19 protein-coding genes are annotated in these 14,850 nt (G+C 64.9%); 15 read left to right on the forward strand and 4 right to left on the reverse strand.

Annotated elements, in window-relative coordinates:
- Positions 1-140: 140 nt before the first annotated feature.
- From G3N94_RS07855 to G3N94_RS07870, 4 genes are all read left to right on the forward strand, one after another.
- Positions 141-503 (forward strand): hypothetical protein, encoded by a 363-nt coding sequence (locus G3N94_RS07855; RefSeq protein WP_205791697.1) that lies wholly within the window; start codon positions 141-143, stop codon positions 501-503.
- Between the two features lie 248 nt (positions 504-751).
- Positions 752-1,951, forward strand: a complete 1,200-nt coding sequence (locus G3N94_RS07860) for a PLP-dependent aminotransferase family protein (protein WP_205791699.1) — start codon at positions 752-754, stop codon at positions 1,949-1,951.
- 15 nt (positions 1,952-1,966) lie between these two features.
- Complete coding sequence (locus tag G3N94_RS07865; protein ID WP_205791701.1) at positions 1,967-2,155, forward strand: hypothetical protein; 189 nt, start codon at positions 1,967-1,969, stop codon at positions 2,153-2,155.
- A 134-nt stretch (positions 2,156-2,289) separates the two neighbouring features.
- Positions 2,290-2,886, forward strand: coding sequence for a pyridoxamine 5'-phosphate oxidase family protein (locus G3N94_RS07870; RefSeq protein ID WP_205791703.1), 597 nt, complete (start codon positions 2,290-2,292; stop codon positions 2,884-2,886).
- 85 nt (positions 2,887-2,971) lie between these two features.
- On the opposite strand, the gene gcvA is transcribed toward G3N94_RS07870, so the two are convergent.
- Positions 2,972-3,868, reverse strand: coding sequence for a transcriptional regulator GcvA (gene gcvA / locus G3N94_RS07875; protein ID WP_205791705.1), 897 nt, complete (start codon positions 3,866-3,868; stop codon positions 2,972-2,974).
- A 134-nt stretch (positions 3,869-4,002) separates the two neighbouring features.
- On the opposite strand from gcvA, the gene G3N94_RS07880 reads away from it, so the two are divergent.
- From G3N94_RS07880 to G3N94_RS07905, 6 genes are all read left to right on the forward strand, one after another.
- The gene (locus G3N94_RS07880; protein ID WP_205791707.1) at positions 4,003-4,707 is read left to right on the forward strand and encodes an SDR family oxidoreductase; all 705 of its coding nucleotides are present in this window, start codon (positions 4,003-4,005) and stop codon (positions 4,705-4,707) included.
- Positions 4,708-4,898: 191 nt separating this feature from the next.
- Complete coding sequence (locus tag G3N94_RS07885; RefSeq protein ID WP_205791709.1) at positions 4,899-6,176, forward strand: epoxide hydrolase; 1,278 nt, start codon at positions 4,899-4,901, stop codon at positions 6,174-6,176.
- Between the two features lie 321 nt (positions 6,177-6,497).
- Complete coding sequence (locus G3N94_RS07890; RefSeq protein ID WP_205791711.1) at positions 6,498-7,541, forward strand: alpha/beta hydrolase; 1,044 nt, start codon at positions 6,498-6,500, stop codon at positions 7,539-7,541.
- The gene (locus G3N94_RS07895; protein WP_205791713.1) at positions 7,541-8,077 is read left to right on the forward strand and encodes a cytochrome P460 family protein; all 537 of its coding nucleotides are present in this window, start codon (positions 7,541-7,543) and stop codon (positions 8,075-8,077) included. Before G3N94_RS07890 ends, G3N94_RS07895 begins: the two co-directional genes overlap by 1 nt.
- 257 nt (positions 8,078-8,334) lie before the next feature.
- The gene (locus G3N94_RS07900; protein WP_205791714.1) at positions 8,335-8,673 is read left to right on the forward strand and encodes a DUF4148 domain-containing protein; all 339 of its coding nucleotides are present in this window, start codon (positions 8,335-8,337) and stop codon (positions 8,671-8,673) included.
- Positions 8,674-8,766: 93 nt separating this feature from the next.
- The gene (locus G3N94_RS07905) at positions 8,767-9,558 is read left to right on the forward strand and encodes an alpha/beta hydrolase (protein WP_205791715.1); all 792 of its coding nucleotides are present in this window, start codon (positions 8,767-8,769) and stop codon (positions 9,556-9,558) included.
- A gap of 271 nt (positions 9,559-9,829) precedes the next feature.
- Here the strand turns inward: G3N94_RS07905 and G3N94_RS07910 are convergent, their stop codons facing one another.
- From G3N94_RS07910 to G3N94_RS07920, 3 genes are all read right to left on the reverse strand, one after another.
- Entirely contained in the window at positions 9,830-10,279 is a 450-nt protein-coding gene (locus G3N94_RS07910; RefSeq protein WP_205791717.1) for a hypothetical protein, read from the reverse strand.
- A gap of 20 nt (positions 10,280-10,299) precedes the next feature.
- Positions 10,300-11,016 (reverse strand): M35 family metallo-endopeptidase, encoded by a 717-nt coding sequence (locus G3N94_RS07915; RefSeq protein ID WP_205791719.1) that lies wholly within the window; start codon positions 11,014-11,016, stop codon positions 10,300-10,302.
- Between the two features lie 161 nt (positions 11,017-11,177).
- Entirely contained in the window at positions 11,178-11,426 is a 249-nt protein-coding gene (locus tag G3N94_RS07920) for a hypothetical protein (RefSeq protein WP_205791721.1), read from the reverse strand.
- Between the two features lie 117 nt (positions 11,427-11,543).
- Here G3N94_RS07920 and G3N94_RS07925 point away from each other — a divergent pair, with 117 nt between their 5' ends.
- The 5 genes from G3N94_RS07925 (at position 11,544) to G3N94_RS07945 (ending at position 14,780) form a co-directional block, all read left to right on the forward strand.
- Positions 11,544-11,753: a hypothetical protein gene (locus G3N94_RS07925; RefSeq protein WP_205791723.1), complete on the forward strand. Its 210-nt coding sequence runs from the start codon at positions 11,544-11,546 to the stop codon at positions 11,751-11,753.
- Positions 11,754-12,011: 258 nt separating this feature from the next.
- Positions 12,012-12,482 (forward strand): rhodanese-like domain-containing protein, encoded by a 471-nt coding sequence (locus G3N94_RS07930; protein ID WP_205791726.1) that lies wholly within the window; start codon positions 12,012-12,014, stop codon positions 12,480-12,482.
- Positions 12,483-12,524: 42 nt separating this feature from the next.
- Positions 12,525-13,487 carry a serine O-acetyltransferase EpsC gene (epsC, locus tag G3N94_RS07935; RefSeq protein WP_205791728.1) on the forward strand — a complete coding sequence of 321 codons (963 nt, stop codon included), beginning with the start codon at positions 12,525-12,527 and terminating at the stop codon, positions 13,485-13,487.
- Positions 13,484-13,705: a helix-turn-helix transcriptional regulator gene (locus G3N94_RS07940; RefSeq protein WP_205791730.1), complete on the forward strand. Its 222-nt coding sequence runs from the start codon at positions 13,484-13,486 to the stop codon at positions 13,703-13,705. The genes epsC and G3N94_RS07940 overlap by 4 nt, the downstream gene beginning before the upstream one ends.
- A 142-nt stretch (positions 13,706-13,847) precedes the next feature.
- Positions 13,848-14,780, forward strand: coding sequence for a family 2A encapsulin nanocompartment shell protein (locus tag G3N94_RS07945; RefSeq protein WP_124602186.1), 933 nt, complete (start codon positions 13,848-13,850; stop codon positions 14,778-14,780).
- The last annotated feature ends 70 nt before the right edge of the window (positions 14,781-14,850 follow it).

A 14,850-nucleotide genomic window follows, 5' to 3' on the forward strand; every position in this document is an offset into this window, starting at 1 on the left:
GGCCGATGCTCAGGCCCGGACACCGGACACCGTAGGCCGCAGGGCCTCTTCCCGTCGAAATTCGAAATGTGCTCCGGCATATGCGGCATGTCGGAGCATGAACAACCTGTATGCCGCTCAATCGATCTGGAAATTCCACCATGCGCCACTTCAAAAGAACGCTTCCTGCTTTGTTGATCGTTGCCGTGTTGTCCGGTTGCGCCGTTTCCGTCGGTCCGGGCGAGGGCGACCAGAAGATCTCGGATGCCTCGCAGGAGTCGCTCGAGCAGCAATTTAAGGTCGGCACCTCCACGCGGGACGAGGTTGCGATGCAGCTCGGCGCACCGTCCAGCAAGTCGGTCGCAGGTAGCTACGAAATCTGGAAGTATCAGTACACGAAGCGGGCAGCGGTCGGGTTCGTGTTCGTCGGGGTGCCGGTCGGCACGACGAAAAGCGCGCAGTTCTATTTCGACAACGACAGCGGCGTGCTGCGCAAGATCGCATTCGAATCGCACCAGGGTTGATCGACAGGTGCCGGGCGTCTGCGCGGCATGCGAATTTTCGATTCGCATCGGACGCATGACCGGGCGGGCGCTGGCCTTGGCCGTTGATGACCAAACCGCAAGACCTAGTGCATAGATATCGTTTGCCGCAGCCTTAATGACTGTCGACAATCGTGGCTCGAATTTGCCGCCGATGCGTCAGAAGCGCACCGGCGGCCGGCAACCGGGCGGCTATCCCGGCCATCCCCCGCCATCCAGCCCACGACGACATGTACGCGTTCACACCTTCGTTCCAGCATCCCGCCGGCTCGCCGATCCGCGAGTTGTTCAAGTACCTGAGCGAGCCCGGCATGATTTCCTTCGCCGGCGGCTATCCGGCCAGCGACCTGTTCGACACCGACGGCCTGAACACGGCCGCCGAGCGCGCGTATGCGCAGCCGGTCCGCTGTCTGCAGTACGGCCCGACCGACGGCCTCGCCGAACTCAAGCAGCAACTGATCGCGCTGATGGCGCGTCGCGGCGTGACCTGCACGCCCGCCGAACTGCTCGTCACGACCGGTTCGCAACAGGGCCTCGACCTGCTGCTGCGCGTGATGGTCGCGCCGGGCGACGTCGTGCTGACCGAACAGCCCGCGTATCCGGCGACGCTGCAGGCAATGCGCCTGCAGCAGGCGCGCATCGTCACGATTCCGGTGGATGGCGAAGGTCTCGACGTCGACCGCCTCGATGCGCTGCTTGCATCGGGCGAGATCGCGCAGCCGAAGCTGCTGTACACGGTGCCGACGTTCGCGAACCCGACCGGCGCAACGCTCACGCGCGAGCGCCGGCTGAAGCTGCTGCGTCTCGCGGTGCAATACCGCTTCCTGATCGTCGAGGACGATCCATACGGCGACCTGCGTTTCACGGGCGAAGCGGTGCCGTCGATGCTCGCGCTGGCCGCTGAAGTGGATGGCGCACGCGACTGGATCGTGCATTTCGCGAGCCTGTCGAAGATCGTCGCGCCGGGCCTGCGCGTGGGCTGGACGATCGCACCGGCCGAGATCGCACGGCGCTGCGTGATCGCGAAGCAGACGGTTGACCTGTGCAGCACGCCGTGGACGCAGGCGACGGCCGCCGAATATCTGGCGGACGGCGCGCTCGAGCGCCATCTGCCGCGTATTACCGAGGCGTACAAGCGCAAGTGTGACGCGATGTGCGACGCGTTGCGCGACGGGCTCGGCGATGCGATCGAATTCCATCGTCCCGAAGGCGGGATGTTCGTGTGGGCGCGGATCGGCGCGCTGTCGTCTGCTGTGCTGCTGCAGCACGCGATCGCGAACAAGATCGTATTCGTGCCCGGCAACGCGTTCTTCGCGGACAACGTCGACGACGCGTCGCTGCGCCTGTCGTTCGCTGCGCCGGATGTCGATGCGATCAAGGAAGGCGTTGCGCGGCTCGCGCGCGCATATGGCGCGGCGCTGGCCGCATAAGGAGGAAACACAACGATGAACGTGACCGTCAACGAAACCGCGTGGATCGATGAAGCACCGGGCATGGCCGACATCGGGCCGATTGCACATCTGTCGTCGCAGATCAGCGCGGGGCCTGAATACGTCGCCGAAGTGCTCGGGCGGCTGGGGGCCGATCGCACGGACGCAGGCGATATGGCGCCGGTCGTGCTCGGCTACAACTGAGCGTAGCGCCGTAGCCCAACGCACGGCGCACGGCGCACGGCGCACGGCGCACGGCGTGCGTCATGGCGGAATCGACGCCGGAACGGTTAAGCTTGTGCGATCGACACCACGCATCGCGCAGCAGCGCTCTGACCATGTCCCATCCCGCTCCGGAATCGATTTCAGCGACCTACGATCACATCTGGACCTGCATCGAATCGGGCGTCGACGTGAAGCGCTCGCGGTTTACGATGCTGCAACTCGCGACGCTCGGTCTCGACGGCGCACCGAAGGTGCGGACGGTCGTGCTGCGTCAGGTGCGCCGTGCTGAGCGTCGGCTGTCGTTCCATACGGACGTCCGTTCGGAGAAGGTTGCGGAGCTGCGTCGCGATCCGCGTATCGCACTCGTCGGCAACGATCTCGATTCGCTCGTCCAGATTCGCATCGAAGGCACCGCATCGATCTGCGACGACGAAGCGGAGCGGCGCGCGATCTGGGAATCGAGCCGTCCGCATACGCTGCTGCTGTATCGCGCGCCATTACCGCCCGGTACGCCGGTCGCGTCGCCTGCCGATGCGCAGTTTCGTGCCGATGCAGGCGCGAGCCTGACGGACGACGGCTACGCGAATTTCTGCTTGATCCACGTGAAGGCGACGCGGCTCGACTGGCTCGATCTCGCGCCATCCGGCCATCGTCGCGCACAGTTCGACCTGCGCGGCGATGGTTTCGACGGCCGCTGGGTTGCGCCTTGACGCTCACGCACCTGCTGCCCGCCGCCACCGCCACCGCCACCCGTCCGCCGTCCACCGCTGCCGCTGCCGCGATCACACGCGCGCGTTACGGCTGCCCGTCCAGCCCCGCCTGCGCAATCAACCAGTCGCGCATCACCGCGAGCGCATCGTCATCGCGCCGCTCGCCCGGATACACGAGATAGAACCCCACCGACAGCGGAAGCGCGACGTCGAACGGCTTGCACAGCCGCCCCGCGGCGATGTCGCGCTCGACGAGCGGATCGGTTGCGAGCGCGATGCCCTGGCCGGCGACTGCCGCGTCGATCGCGAGCGACGTCTGGTTGAAGCGCAGCCCCTTGTGCGGATCGACGTCAACAGGTTCCGGCAGCGCCGCGAGAAAATCCGGCCACAGATCGTGCGCGTCGTGCAGCAGCACGTGGCCGGCCAGCGCGTACGGCGTCGCAGGCACGTTCGGCAACGCCGGGCTGCAAACCGCACACACGTCGAGCGGAAACAGCTGATGCGCGGCGAGGCTCTTGCCGAACGGCGGCTTGCCGAAACGGATCGCGAGATCGACGCCGTCGTGCCGGAACGTCGCGAGCTGCTGGTCGGCGATCACGCGCACGTCGATGTCCGGATACGCGTCGGTGAAGTGCGCGAGCCGCGGGATCAGCCACTTCGACGCGAACGACGGCGTCGTGCTGATCGTCAGCGTCGCGCGTCGTTTCACGAGCTTGTCGGTCGCGTCGGCGATCGCGTTCAGCGCGCGCTGAACATCGGAAAAATACGCGGCGCCGTCGTGCGTCAGCGCGAGGCCGCGCGGCAGGCGCTCGAACAGCCGCAGGCCGAGCGCGTCCTCCAGATGCCGCACCTGCTGCGCGACCGCGCCCTGCGTGACGCCGATCTCGTCCGCGGCCGCGCGGAAGTTCAGATGCCGCGCGGACACTTCGAACGCACGTAGCGCATTGAGCGGCGGCAGGCGGGACGGGCGGCGTATCGACATCGTCAGGCAGTAGAAAATCTATCGTCGAAGTGCAGAAATACTGGTTCGACAGTGAATGGGGATGCGCACTACATTACACGAATGCGTGTCCGGTGGCGGATGCGCGATCGCATGAATCGGACAAGGAGCACATCGTGACTGTAGAAAAAGTGGCGCTGATCACGGCGGCGGGCAAGGGCATGGGCGCGGCGATCGCGCGGGAACTGGCTGCGAGCGGCTATCGCGTCGCGCTGATGTCGCCGTCGGGCAGCGCGGTCGCGCTTGGCGAGGAACTCGGTGGCTTCGGGATCCAGGGCTCGGTTACCGACGACGCGGACATCGAGCGGCTGGTGCAGGAGACGGTTGCGCGTTACGGCCGGATCGACGCGGTCGTCAACAACACCGGGCATCCGCCGAAGGGCGACCTGCTGGCGATCACCGACGACAACTGGCATGCGGGGCTCGACCTGATCCTGCTGAACGTCGTGCGCGTGATGCGCCGCGTGACGCCGATCTTCCAGGCGCAGGGTGGCGGCGCGGTGGTCAATATCTCGAGCTTCGCGGCGGACGCGCCCGAGCAGCCGATGCCGGTGTCGTCGGCACTGCGCGCGGCGCTGAGTGCGTGGACGCGTCTGTACGCGGAACGCTACGCAGCCGAGAACATCCGGATGAACGCGGTGCTGCCGGGCTTCATCGACAGCTGGCCCGAAACGCCGGAGATCGTCGCGCGCATTCCGGCCGGCCGCTTCGGCAAGACGCAGGAAATCGCGAAGACGGTCGCGTTCCTGCTGTCGGACGGCGCGGGCTACATCACCGGGCAGAACATTCGCGTCGATGGCGCGATCGTGAAGGCGCTCTGAGCGCGGCTGTGACGGAAACGGCGGCGGCCGCCAGGCCGCCTGCCTGCTACAAAACCCTACAAACCAGACAAATCCGGGATACATCAGACCTTTCAAATCGGTGACGCCGTGTGACCGGGGTGCGCCGAAACGAAAGGTAGACGCGTCCGGGCGCGCGGCATGTCCATTTTTACGAAAGGAGATGCCAGGCAATGTCTTCCAATCCGTTTTCCCCGATGCGGCGTCACCTGCTGGCCACGTCCGTGGCCGCAGGCGTCGCTGCGATGCTGCCCGCCGGTGTGCGCGCCGCGACGGGCGGCGGCAACATCCGCCCGTTCACCGCTCATATTCCTGACGACGCGCTCGTCGACCTGCGCCGCCGCATTGCCGCGACGCGCTGGCCGGGCCGCGAGACCGTTGCCGACGAATCGCAGGGCGTGGCGCTCGCACGCATGCAGGCGCTGCTCCGCTACTGGGGCAGCGACTACGACTGGCGCAAGGGCGAGGCGCGCCTGAACGGCTTCCCGATGTTCATCACCGAGATCGACGGCCTCGACATTCACTTCATCCACGTGCGTTCGCGGCACGAGAACGCGTTGCCGATGATCATGACGCACGGCTGGCCCGGTTCGGTCTTCGAGCTGCTGAAGGCGATCGGTCCGCTGACCGACCCGACCGCGCACGGCGGCAGCGCCGACGACGCGTTTCACGTCGTCGTGCCGTCGCTGCCGGGCTTCGGTTTCTCGGGCCGGCCGACGAAGACGGGCTGGGGCTCCGACCACATCGCGCGAGCGTGGGGCGAACTGATGGCGCGGCTCGGCTATACGCGCTTCGTGTCGCAGGGCGGCGACTGCGGCTCGGTGATCTCGCACCGGATGGCGATGCAGCGCGTGCAGGGGCTGGCCGGGATTCACGTGAACATGCCGGCCACCGTGCCGCCCGACATCGCGACGCTGCTCGCGACCGACGCACCGGCGCCGGCCGGCCTGTCGCCGAAGGAGAAGGCCGCGTATGAGAAGCTCGGCACGTTCTACCGCGACAACTGCGGCTACTCGGCCATGATGGTCACGCGCCCGCAGACGGTCGGCTACGCGCTTGCGGATTCGCCGTCCGGGCAGGCGGCTTGGATGTACGACAAGATTTCTCAGTGGACCTATAGCGGCGGCATTCCCGAGCGCTCGATTCCGCGCGACGAAATCCTCGACGACATCTCGCTGTACTGGCTGACGAACACCGCGACGTCCGCTGCGCAGATCTACTGGGAGGATCACTCGAACAACTTCAATGCGGTGGATATCGCGCTGCCGGCCGCGATCACGGTATTTCCGGGCGAGATCTACCAGGCGCCGCGCAGCTGGGCCGAACGTTGCTATCACAACCTGATCTACTTCAACGAAGTCGACAAGGGCGGCCACTTCGCGGCGTGGGAGGAGCCGGACCTGTTCGCCCGCGAAGTGCGTGCCGGGTTCCGGCCGCTGCGCCGCGCGTAAGCGGAGCATGACCGGCGAACGCGGGCCGGCGGGCATGCGGCTCGCGTTCGTTTCTCGTTTGCCAGCGGCATCGAGCCGGGCCGACCCGGCCGCATGGCCCCCGGAGAGCGCCATTTTTCCTGCGATTTTTGAATCGCCGTGTGTCGTGCGCGAACACGGATACGTTGGGATACAAAGCATCCGCACGGTTCGGATATAAATCCGGTGAAGCGTTTCTTGCGGCGGCTCGGCAGCATCGGCGCCGCGCTCGCGAATGGCGATTCCAGCCTGCCCGCTCCCTGCCGCGGGCTTTCCTCTGCTACCGACAATGGAGATCGAGTCATGCCTGATTCCGTGAACACCCGACGCCGCCTGCTTCTCGGCACGACGCTGGCGAGCCTGAGCCTCGCGGACCTGGGTTTCAGCAGCCTCGCCCGCGCGCAGGCGACGCCCGATGCGCCGCCGACGAAGCGCGCGACCGGCAGCGCGTCGTTCGACACGATCCACCAGATCGACGCGGGCGTGCTGAACGTCGGGTATGCGGACGTCGGGCCGAAGAACGGCCCCGTCGTGTTCCTGCTGCACGGCTGGCCGTACGACATCCACAGCTACGCCGAAGTCGCGCCGCTGCTCGTGGCTGCCGGCTATCGCGTGATCGTCCCGTACCTGCGCGGCTACGGCTCGACGACGTTCCGCTCGGCCGACACGGTGCGCAATGGCCAGCAGGCCGTGACGGCCGTCGACATCGTCGCGCTGATGGATGCGCTGAAGATCGACCAGGCCGTGTTCGGCGGCTATGACTGGGGCGCGCGCACGGCCGACATCATCGCGGCGCTGTGGCCGCAGCGCGTGAAGGCGCTGGTGTCGGTGAGCGGCTACCTGATCGGCAGCCAGGCGGCGAACCAGAAGCCGCTGCCGCCGCAGGCCGAATTCCAGTGGTGGTATCAGTTCTATTTCACGACCGAGCGCGGCGCGCTCGGCTACGCGGCGAACCGCGATGCGTTCAACAAGCTGATCTGGCAGCTCGCGTCGCCGAAATGGCAGTTCGACGATGCGACCTACGCGCGCACTGCGGCGTCGTTCCAGAACCCTGATCACGTGGCCGTCGTGATCCACAACTACCGCTGGCGTCTCGGGCTCGCGAAGGGCGAAGCGCGCTACGACGATATCGAGCGGCGCCTCGCGGCCGGGCCGGCGATCGCGGTGCCGACGATCACGATGGAAGGCGACGCGAACGGCGCGCCGCATCCGGAACCGGCCGCGTACGCGAAGAAGTTCACGGGCAAGTACCAGCATCGCACGATCAGCGGCGGCATCGGCCACAACCTGCCGCAGGAGGCGCCGCAGGCGTTTGCCGATGCGATCCTGCAAGTGGAGCAGCTGTGATGCGGGCGGGAACGGGGGGCATGGGTCGCGGCCCGGCTCGTGCATGCCTGGCGGGCGCGCTGCTGCTGGCGGCGCTGGTGGCGAATGGCCCGGCTGCGTTCGCGGAACCGGCGAAGCCGGCCGCGTCGCCGATCTATGGCGTGACGATTCCGCCCGGCTACCGGAAATGGGAAATGGTCGCGCCGGCCGAGGAGGCCGCGCCGCTCGACGAACTGCGCGTGGTGCTCGGCAATCCGGTCGCGATTCGCGCGCTCGAGCAGGCGACACGGCCGTTTCCGGACGGCACGATCCTCGTCAAGCTTGCGTACAAGCGCAAGCAGTCCGAGGAATTCCCGCCGGCCACGGTGCCAGGACAGGCGACGACCGTGCAGGTGATGGTGAAGGATTCGCGCCGCTACGCGGCGACTGGCGGCTGGGGCTTCGGACGCTTCGTCAACGGCGTGCCGGCGGACATCGGTCAGCATCAGACCTGCTTCGCGTGCCATCAGGCGCGGGTGAAGGACCGCGATTACGTGTTCACGCGGCTCGCACCGTGACGTGACGCGATTGGCGAGGGAAAGGCGTGCCGCGTGCGGCACGCTTTTTTTTTTGCGCCGCAAACGCGTCGTGCGATTTTGTATCGCACTGTATCTGCGGCCATCCTGGAAAAACTGGCATGCACCCGGCCGTTTTTCGGAAACATGCGCGATACGTTGGCGGGTTCTACTGTCGACGTGCGGAGATCAACCGATTTGAACAGTTAAATCGGATACCGAATGATCGCTCCGCCAACCTAAACTTCTGGAGAACGTTCATGAACACCGCCCGAATCCTCGCAGCTGCCGTGCTTGCCGTCGCCCCCGCCTTGTCCTTCGCCGATGCCGGACACGGCATCACGCGCGCCGACGTGCGCGCCGAGCTGGTTCGACTGGAGCAGGCGGGCTACAGCCCGGCCCGCAGCGAACCGCACTACCCGGACGACGTCGTCGCCGCCACGCAGCGGGTCGCACGTTCCGACCAGAACGGTCCGTCGAAGTCGGGCGGCGACACGATGGCCGACACGTCCTCGCCAGATCAGCATCACGATGCGATGCATGGGCGCGCGGCACGGGGCGCCGCGTTCTCCAACGACGACCTCTATGCGCATTCGTGATCCGTTGCCGCGCCGTCGCCGCGTACGGACGGCGACGGTGCGGCGGCGATCGCGCCTCACCATATGAACAACACGACACAAAGGAGCATCGAGATGGTTCGTTTGATGAAACGGGTTCTGGTATCCGCTGCGGTGCTCGGCGGGCTGTTCGGCGCCGTTGCGGCGCATGCCGCGCCGCAGGATGACCTGAAGGGCACCAACGTCGTCCTCGTGCACGGCGCGTTTGCCGACGGTTCGAGCTGGAATCGCGTGATTCCGCTGCTGGAAGCGCGCGGGCTGCATGTCGTCTCGGTGCAGAACCCGCTGAGCTCGCTGGCTGACGACACGGCAGCGACGAAGCGCGCGATCGACGAGCAGAAGGGGCCGGTCGTGCTGGTCGGCCATTCGTGGGCCGGCGTCGTGATCAGCGACGCGGGCAATGACGACAAGGTGAAGTCGCTCGTCTACGTTGCGGCGTTCGCGCCCGACAACGGCCAGTCGATCGCCGACGTCACGCAGGGGCTGCCGCCGCCAGTGTGGGCGGGCGAGCTGCGCAAGGACGCAGGCGGGTTCGCGCGGCTGTCGGACAAGGCGATCGCGCAGGATTTCGCGCCGGACCTGCCGGTTGCGCAGCAGCGTATCGTCGCGGCGACGCAGGGGCCGTGGTACGGCGGCTGCATTTCGGAGAAGGTCGCGCAGGCCGCATGGCATGCGAAGCCGTCGTCGTTCGTCGTCGCGACGCAGGACAAGATGATCGACCCCGCGTTGCAGGAAGCGATGGCGAAGCGCATCGGCGCGACGGTGACGCGCGTGAACGGCAGTCATGTCGCGATGCTGAGCCAGCCGAAGGCCGTGGCCGACGCGATCATCGCGGCCGCGGAGCGCGTGAAGCAGGACGCGCACTGAGCGAATGCGGCGCCGCTGCGTAGCGCCGGTCGCCCATCTGAACTCCGCGTCGACACCTCGGCGCCGATCGCACGTTGGCGAACCCGTCATCGAAAGGTGCGTTACACGGGACTCGTCAAAAACACAGCGCAATTGTTCAGTCTGTTCGCTTTGGCAAACCGGGTGATCGCGTGAAAGCGGTTGTGGTCGAAGGCGTATGCGGTTAGCATTTTTTGACACCGCAATGCCGCGTTAAAGAACTCGGCGTTGCGGTGTCGCATTCGTGAAATGATTACTTGCTGTCACAGCAGTTGTTTGGACACCCCGGGGTGAGTTGGAGCGTGGCCGTTCGCCAATCACCTCCGTAGCTAGCAGGGTTCCCAAATGACCCGACGTGCGATTTTAATTCTATTGGGGCACGTACTAAGCCATAGTCAAGCGCTAGTTTCGCGAGTGAAATGGCACGCGAAATCGCCAAATCATCGGGGTGATCTTCGTCTGGTTGTGCCTTCGCACCAATCGAGAGCCATTGATGAATTGGATATTTTTCATTCATCTGCTTCGCCCATGCCTTCAATTTTTCTGCCTCACCTGTGCTTGGTGATGTTTCATTCTTGTTAAATTCGACAGATACTTGCTGGCCGGGAAGGTTGACTGATCCTGAACATTCCGCAAAACTCTTCGGAGAAAAGATACTCCACAAAGAAAGCCCAAAAGCGATCGCCAAGCAATACTTTCTCATACCCCGCCCTCCAGTTTGTTCTAGTACCCATAACGCTGTTCACCATACAGCACGTAGCCTGCCAAGCTGTCCGCATTCTTCAGCGCAAGCTCTGAATTGCGTTGCCCCCACAAGGCCAACGGGGTCGAAATGCTGTACATGGAATCACCGCTCGCGAATGTATCTGCGAAGTGTGTAACCTCGTGAATAATAGTTGACACCCGTGAGTCGTGATCCTCATCCTCGTCGCGTAAACCATCGCAGAATTTCATGGCGATGCTAATCAATTTTCGAGATGTGTTTGGGGCGCAAACGTGTGCCGCTTCGCCATCCAAATTTTTGAGATTTGGGGCGCACCCTAATATTCTATCCGTCTGTTGATCGGAGCGCACAAGATTTGTCGGCGCTAGCGATTTTATAACTCTCGATACTTGATGAAATCCAGTAAGTAGATATTGGCGTGTCGCTTCATCGTTTTTCCCAAACCAGAAGTGCATGCGATCTTTTGTTCTGTTATCGTTTCTGTTTAGGTCTGAAATTCGCCTGTCAACAGCCTTCTCGGTCCATCCCAAAATTCGCCTTGCCATTACCCTGAACTCCCGGTCTGTCATGTTCGGGCAAATCGGCGTCGTATCAATGGATACGTAGACTATTGACCCCGGATTGGTATTGGTAACTGCGCCCGAATGTACGAGAAACCACTCTTCGTTTTCATTCGAATCGAAGTCGTATTTATTTTTGCTGGAAAAGTCATTCATTCCTGAAATGTCCCTTCGTGTGGATTTTCACGGATGCCGACGCTTCCGTGGCGATGCGCTGCGTTTGTCCCGCCGCGTTTGTGGTGCCGGTGAACACCAGCACGGTATCCGTGACGACCTGATAATGGACGTTCGCAAACGAGTGGAAGGTGTAGCGCGCGTCATGTGTCGCCGTTGCTCAATCGATTTCCGACCAAGGCGAACGACTTGCCGTCGCTATGGCGTTCTCTCGGGTCGTCGATAACCACGGCTTCGCTACCGTCGTCATAAGTCAACACGTCACCCATGCGGGCCACTTGCAGCCCGGCCAAGGTCAGGCCACTGGCCGACTTGGTCACGTGTCCCCACCGTTCCGTGAGTGCGCCAATGGTGGAAAAGTGACAGGTCGACAATTCGTCTTCGTTGTTCATTCAGGTTTCCTTTCTCAATTAATGGGTAAGGTCTGCCTTCGCACGCTAACCCAGACAGGAAAATCGAATCAATTGGATGAGTCGGAATTGTTGTAAGGATTATTAATTATTTAGGTCATGTACGATTCGAGGTCGCACGGCGACAACGTGGCCGGCACGACTTCGCCGGATCGGCATCGCGATGCGATGCTGGCGCGTGCGATGCACCGCAACTCCATCCCGACCGATAACATTTACGCGCATTCGCAGGACTTCGCGATCGATCTTCCGGCCGCGCAGCAGCGCATCGTCGCGGTGGCCCAACCGCCCAACGGCCTCGCTGCGTAGCGACGGCCCCCCATCTGAACCTCCGCGTCGACACCCCCGGCGCCGATCTCCCCTTTACCGAACCCGATCCAGCAACCCGCTCGATAGCGCGCGTTCGCGTTTGCATTCCGTGCGGCGCTGATTTGGAAATGAAGATTAATTGGTTCAGCTTCCCGGCGCGCGCTCGCATAGTGGCGTTGACGGCTATAGACAGCATGCAAGCTGCGCAGGCCGTCCCATCCTGGTCACTTGATCCGACAAATCAGAAGAGGAAGCGTCATGACGCCCGTATTGGAAGAACAAACCGCCGCGCAGCAGGCGCTCGAAGACGCGCGCGACGCGGCAGCCGTAGCCGGCACACCGTACGCGGGCGGCGTAGCCCCGGAAATCGCGTGGGCGTTGTTCAAGGCCGGCGACGCGCTGCTGGTCGACGTGCGCACCGCAGAGGAACGCAAGTTCGTCGGCCACGTGCCGGACTCGCTGCACGTGGCCTGGGCGACCGGCACGAGCCTCACGCGCAACCCGCGCTTCGTGCGCGAACTGGAAGCGAAGACCGGCAAGGACGCCGTAGTCCTGCTGCTGTGCCGCAGCGGCAACCGCTCCGCGCAGGCCGCCGAAGCGGCGGCGAAGGCGGGCTTCACGCAGGTATTCAACGTGCTCGAAGGATTCGAGGGCGATCTTGATGCGAAGCAGCGCCGCGGCGGCCAGAACGGCTGGCGCTTTCGCGGGCTGCCGTGGGCGCAGGACTGATACGCGGCCGGACGGGAAAAAGCGAAAAGGAGAGAACCGGCCATGGCCGCATTCGAGATCGACCACATCGTTCAATCGCTTCAGACGGTGCGCCGCGCGTGGCGAGAAAAACAGCGCCGCTCGCTTGAGCCCGGCGGGCGCGACCTGCCGGCGCGCGAAGCGCTCGCGCAGATCGTCGGCGCGCTGAAGGGCGTGCTGTTCCCGATGCGGCTCGGGCCGCCCGACCTGCGCCAGGAGAGCGAGAACTTCTACGTGGCACACGCGCTCGACGCGGCGCTCAACGCGCTGCTCGCGCAGGTGAAGCTCGAATTGCGCTACGCGGCGCGTCAGCGCGCAACCGACGTATCGATCGACGTATCGACCGACGAACCGGCATCATCAGCCGTGCAGGCGTTCGCCGCGCGTCTGCCCGAGATCCGCCGGCTGCTCGACAGCGACGTGCTCGCGGCCTACCACGGCGATCCGGCGGCCGGCAGCGTCGACGAAGTGCTGCTGTGCTATCCGGGTGTGCTCGCGATGATTCACCATCGGCTGGCGCATGAGCTGTACCGGCTCGGCCTGCCGCTGCTCGCGCGCATCATCGCCGAACAGGCGCACGCGGAAACGGGCATCGACATCCATCCGGGCGCGCGCATCGGCGGCGGTTTCTTCATCGACCACGGCACGGGCGTCGTGATCGGCGAGACGGCAATCATCGGCGAGCGCGTGCGCGTCTACCAGGCGGTCACGCTCGGCGCGAAGCGCTTTCCGCGCGATGCGGCCGGCCATCTGGAGAAAGGGCTCGCCCGCCATCCGATTGTCGACGACGACGTCGTGATCTACGCAGGCGCGACGATCCTCGGCCGCGTGACGATCGGACGCGGCGCGGTGATCGGCGGCAACGTGTGGCTCACGCAGGACGTGCCGCCCGGTGCGAATGTCACCCAGGCCGTGCTGCGCAGCGAGGCGACCCACGTGCCGCGCGCGCCGGCCGGCCCGCTGCCGGTCGCGCAGGCCGCATCATGAACGACCTGATCCAGCACTTCGGCGCGACCGTGCGCCGGCTGCGCGAGGCGCGCACGTGGTCGCAGGAGCAGCTCGCCGAGCAGGCGGGGCTGAACCGCTCGTATGTCGGCGAGATCGAGCGCGGCGAGGCGATCGCATCGATCGTCACCGCCGACAAGATCGCGCGGGCGTTCGACGTGTCGATCTCGGCGCTGCTGTCCGGCGCGCGCGTCGCCTGAGCCGGCTTTCCCGTTTCATTTCCCGCGTCGGCAGCGCCGCGTGACGGCTATAGCATGTTGAGCCGGCCCGCGTGCGCTTCCGATAATCCCGCAGCGTCATAAGCAACCCCGTTTTTCATCTTAAGAACCCGGAGCCACACACATGTCGACCGTTGCAAGCGGCTCGGCCGCGCTGAGCGATCACGCCGCCCGCCAACTAGCGAACGCTACCAAGACCGTCCCCCAGCTTTCCACGATCACGCCGCGCTGGCTGACCCATCTGCTGCAATGGGTGCCGGTCGAGGCCGGCATCTATCGGCTGAACCAGGTAAAGAACCCGGAGGCCGTGCGCGCCGCGTGCACGCAGCTCGAAGACGAGCGCGTGCTGCCGCGCACGTTCGTGCCTTACGAGGAGCAGCCGCGCGAGTATTTCCTGAACGCGGTGAGCACGGTGCTCGACGTGCATACGCGGATCTCCGATCTCTATAGCAGCCCGCACGATCAGATCAAGGAACAGCTCCGGCTGACGATCGAGACGATCAAGGAGCTGCAGGAAAGCCAGCTGATCAACAACCCGGATTACGGTCTGCTCGCGAACGTGACCGACGAGCAGCGCGTGTTCCCGCTGACGGGCGCGCCGACGCCGGACGATCTCGACGAGCTGCTGACGAAAGTGTGGAAGGAACCCGCGTTCTTCCTCACGCATCCGCTCGCGATCGCCGCGTTCGGCCGCGAATGCACGCGGCGCGGCGTGCCGCCGCCGACGGTCAGCCTGTTCGGCTCGCAGTTCCTCACGTGGCGCGGCATTCCGCTGATCCCGTCGGACAAGGTGCCGGTCGCGGACGGCAAGACCAAGATCCTGCTGCTGCGCGTCGGCGACAAGCGGCAGGGCGTCGTCGGCCTGTATCAGCCGGGCGTCGCGGGCGAGCAGGGGCCCGGGCTGTCGGTGCGTTTCATGGGCATCAACGACCAGGCGATCGCGTCGTACCTGATCTCGCTGTATTGCTCGCTCGCGGTCCATTCGCCGGACGCGCTGGCGGTCCTCGATGACGTCGAAATCGGCAAGTACCATGACTATCCCGACACCTACCGTTAATCCCCGTCTGCCGGGCGGCGACGCGCCGGGCGCCGGCGCGCTGCCGCACGCACCGCTGCCGGCCGGCCTG

Origin of the sequence: Burkholderia sp. Ac-20353 (assembly GCF_017104785.1) — a bacterium.
GTDB lineage: Bacteria > Pseudomonadota > Gammaproteobacteria > Burkholderiales > Burkholderiaceae > Burkholderia.

Coding starts and splice junctions, on each gene's coding strand:
- G3N94_RS07855 (WP_205791697.1), top strand. CDS start 141: ATGCGCCACTTCAAAAGAACGCTTCCTGCTTTGTTGATCGTTGCCGTG.
- G3N94_RS07860 (WP_205791699.1), top strand. CDS start 752: ATGTACGCGTTCACACCTTCGTTCCAGCATCCCGCCGGCTCGCCGATC.
- G3N94_RS07865 (WP_205791701.1), top strand. CDS start 1,967: ATGAACGTGACCGTCAACGAAACCGCGTGGATCGATGAAGCACCGGGC.
- G3N94_RS07870 (WP_205791703.1), top strand. CDS start 2,290: ATGTCCCATCCCGCTCCGGAATCGATTTCAGCGACCTACGATCACATC.
- gcvA (WP_205791705.1), bottom strand. CDS start 3,868: ATGTCGATACGCCGCCCGTCCCGCCTGCCGCCGCTCAATGCGCTACGT.
- G3N94_RS07885 (WP_205791709.1), top strand. CDS start 4,899: ATGTCTTCCAATCCGTTTTCCCCGATGCGGCGTCACCTGCTGGCCACG.
- G3N94_RS07890 (WP_205791711.1), top strand. CDS start 6,498: ATGCCTGATTCCGTGAACACCCGACGCCGCCTGCTTCTCGGCACGACG.
- G3N94_RS07895 (WP_205791713.1), top strand. CDS start 7,541: ATGCGGGCGGGAACGGGGGGCATGGGTCGCGGCCCGGCTCGTGCATGC.
- G3N94_RS07900 (WP_205791714.1), top strand. CDS start 8,335: ATGAACACCGCCCGAATCCTCGCAGCTGCCGTGCTTGCCGTCGCCCCC.
- G3N94_RS07905 (WP_205791715.1), top strand. CDS start 8,767: ATGGTTCGTTTGATGAAACGGGTTCTGGTATCCGCTGCGGTGCTCGGC.
- G3N94_RS07910 (WP_205791717.1), bottom strand. CDS start 10,279: ATGAGAAAGTATTGCTTGGCGATCGCTTTTGGGCTTTCTTTGTGGAGT.
- G3N94_RS07915 (WP_205791719.1), bottom strand. CDS start 11,016: ATGAATGACTTTTCCAGCAAAAATAAATACGACTTCGATTCGAATGAA.
- G3N94_RS07920 (WP_205791721.1), bottom strand. CDS start 11,426: ATGAACAACGAAGACGAATTGTCGACCTGTCACTTTTCCACCATTGGC.
- G3N94_RS07925 (WP_205791723.1), top strand. CDS start 11,544: ATGTACGATTCGAGGTCGCACGGCGACAACGTGGCCGGCACGACTTCG.
- G3N94_RS07930 (WP_205791726.1), top strand. CDS start 12,012: ATGACGCCCGTATTGGAAGAACAAACCGCCGCGCAGCAGGCGCTCGAA.
- epsC (WP_205791728.1), top strand. CDS start 12,525: ATGGCCGCATTCGAGATCGACCACATCGTTCAATCGCTTCAGACGGTG.
- G3N94_RS07940 (WP_205791730.1), top strand. CDS start 13,484: ATGAACGACCTGATCCAGCACTTCGGCGCGACCGTGCGCCGGCTGCGC.
- G3N94_RS07945 (WP_124602186.1), top strand. CDS start 13,848: ATGTCGACCGTTGCAAGCGGCTCGGCCGCGCTGAGCGATCACGCCGCC.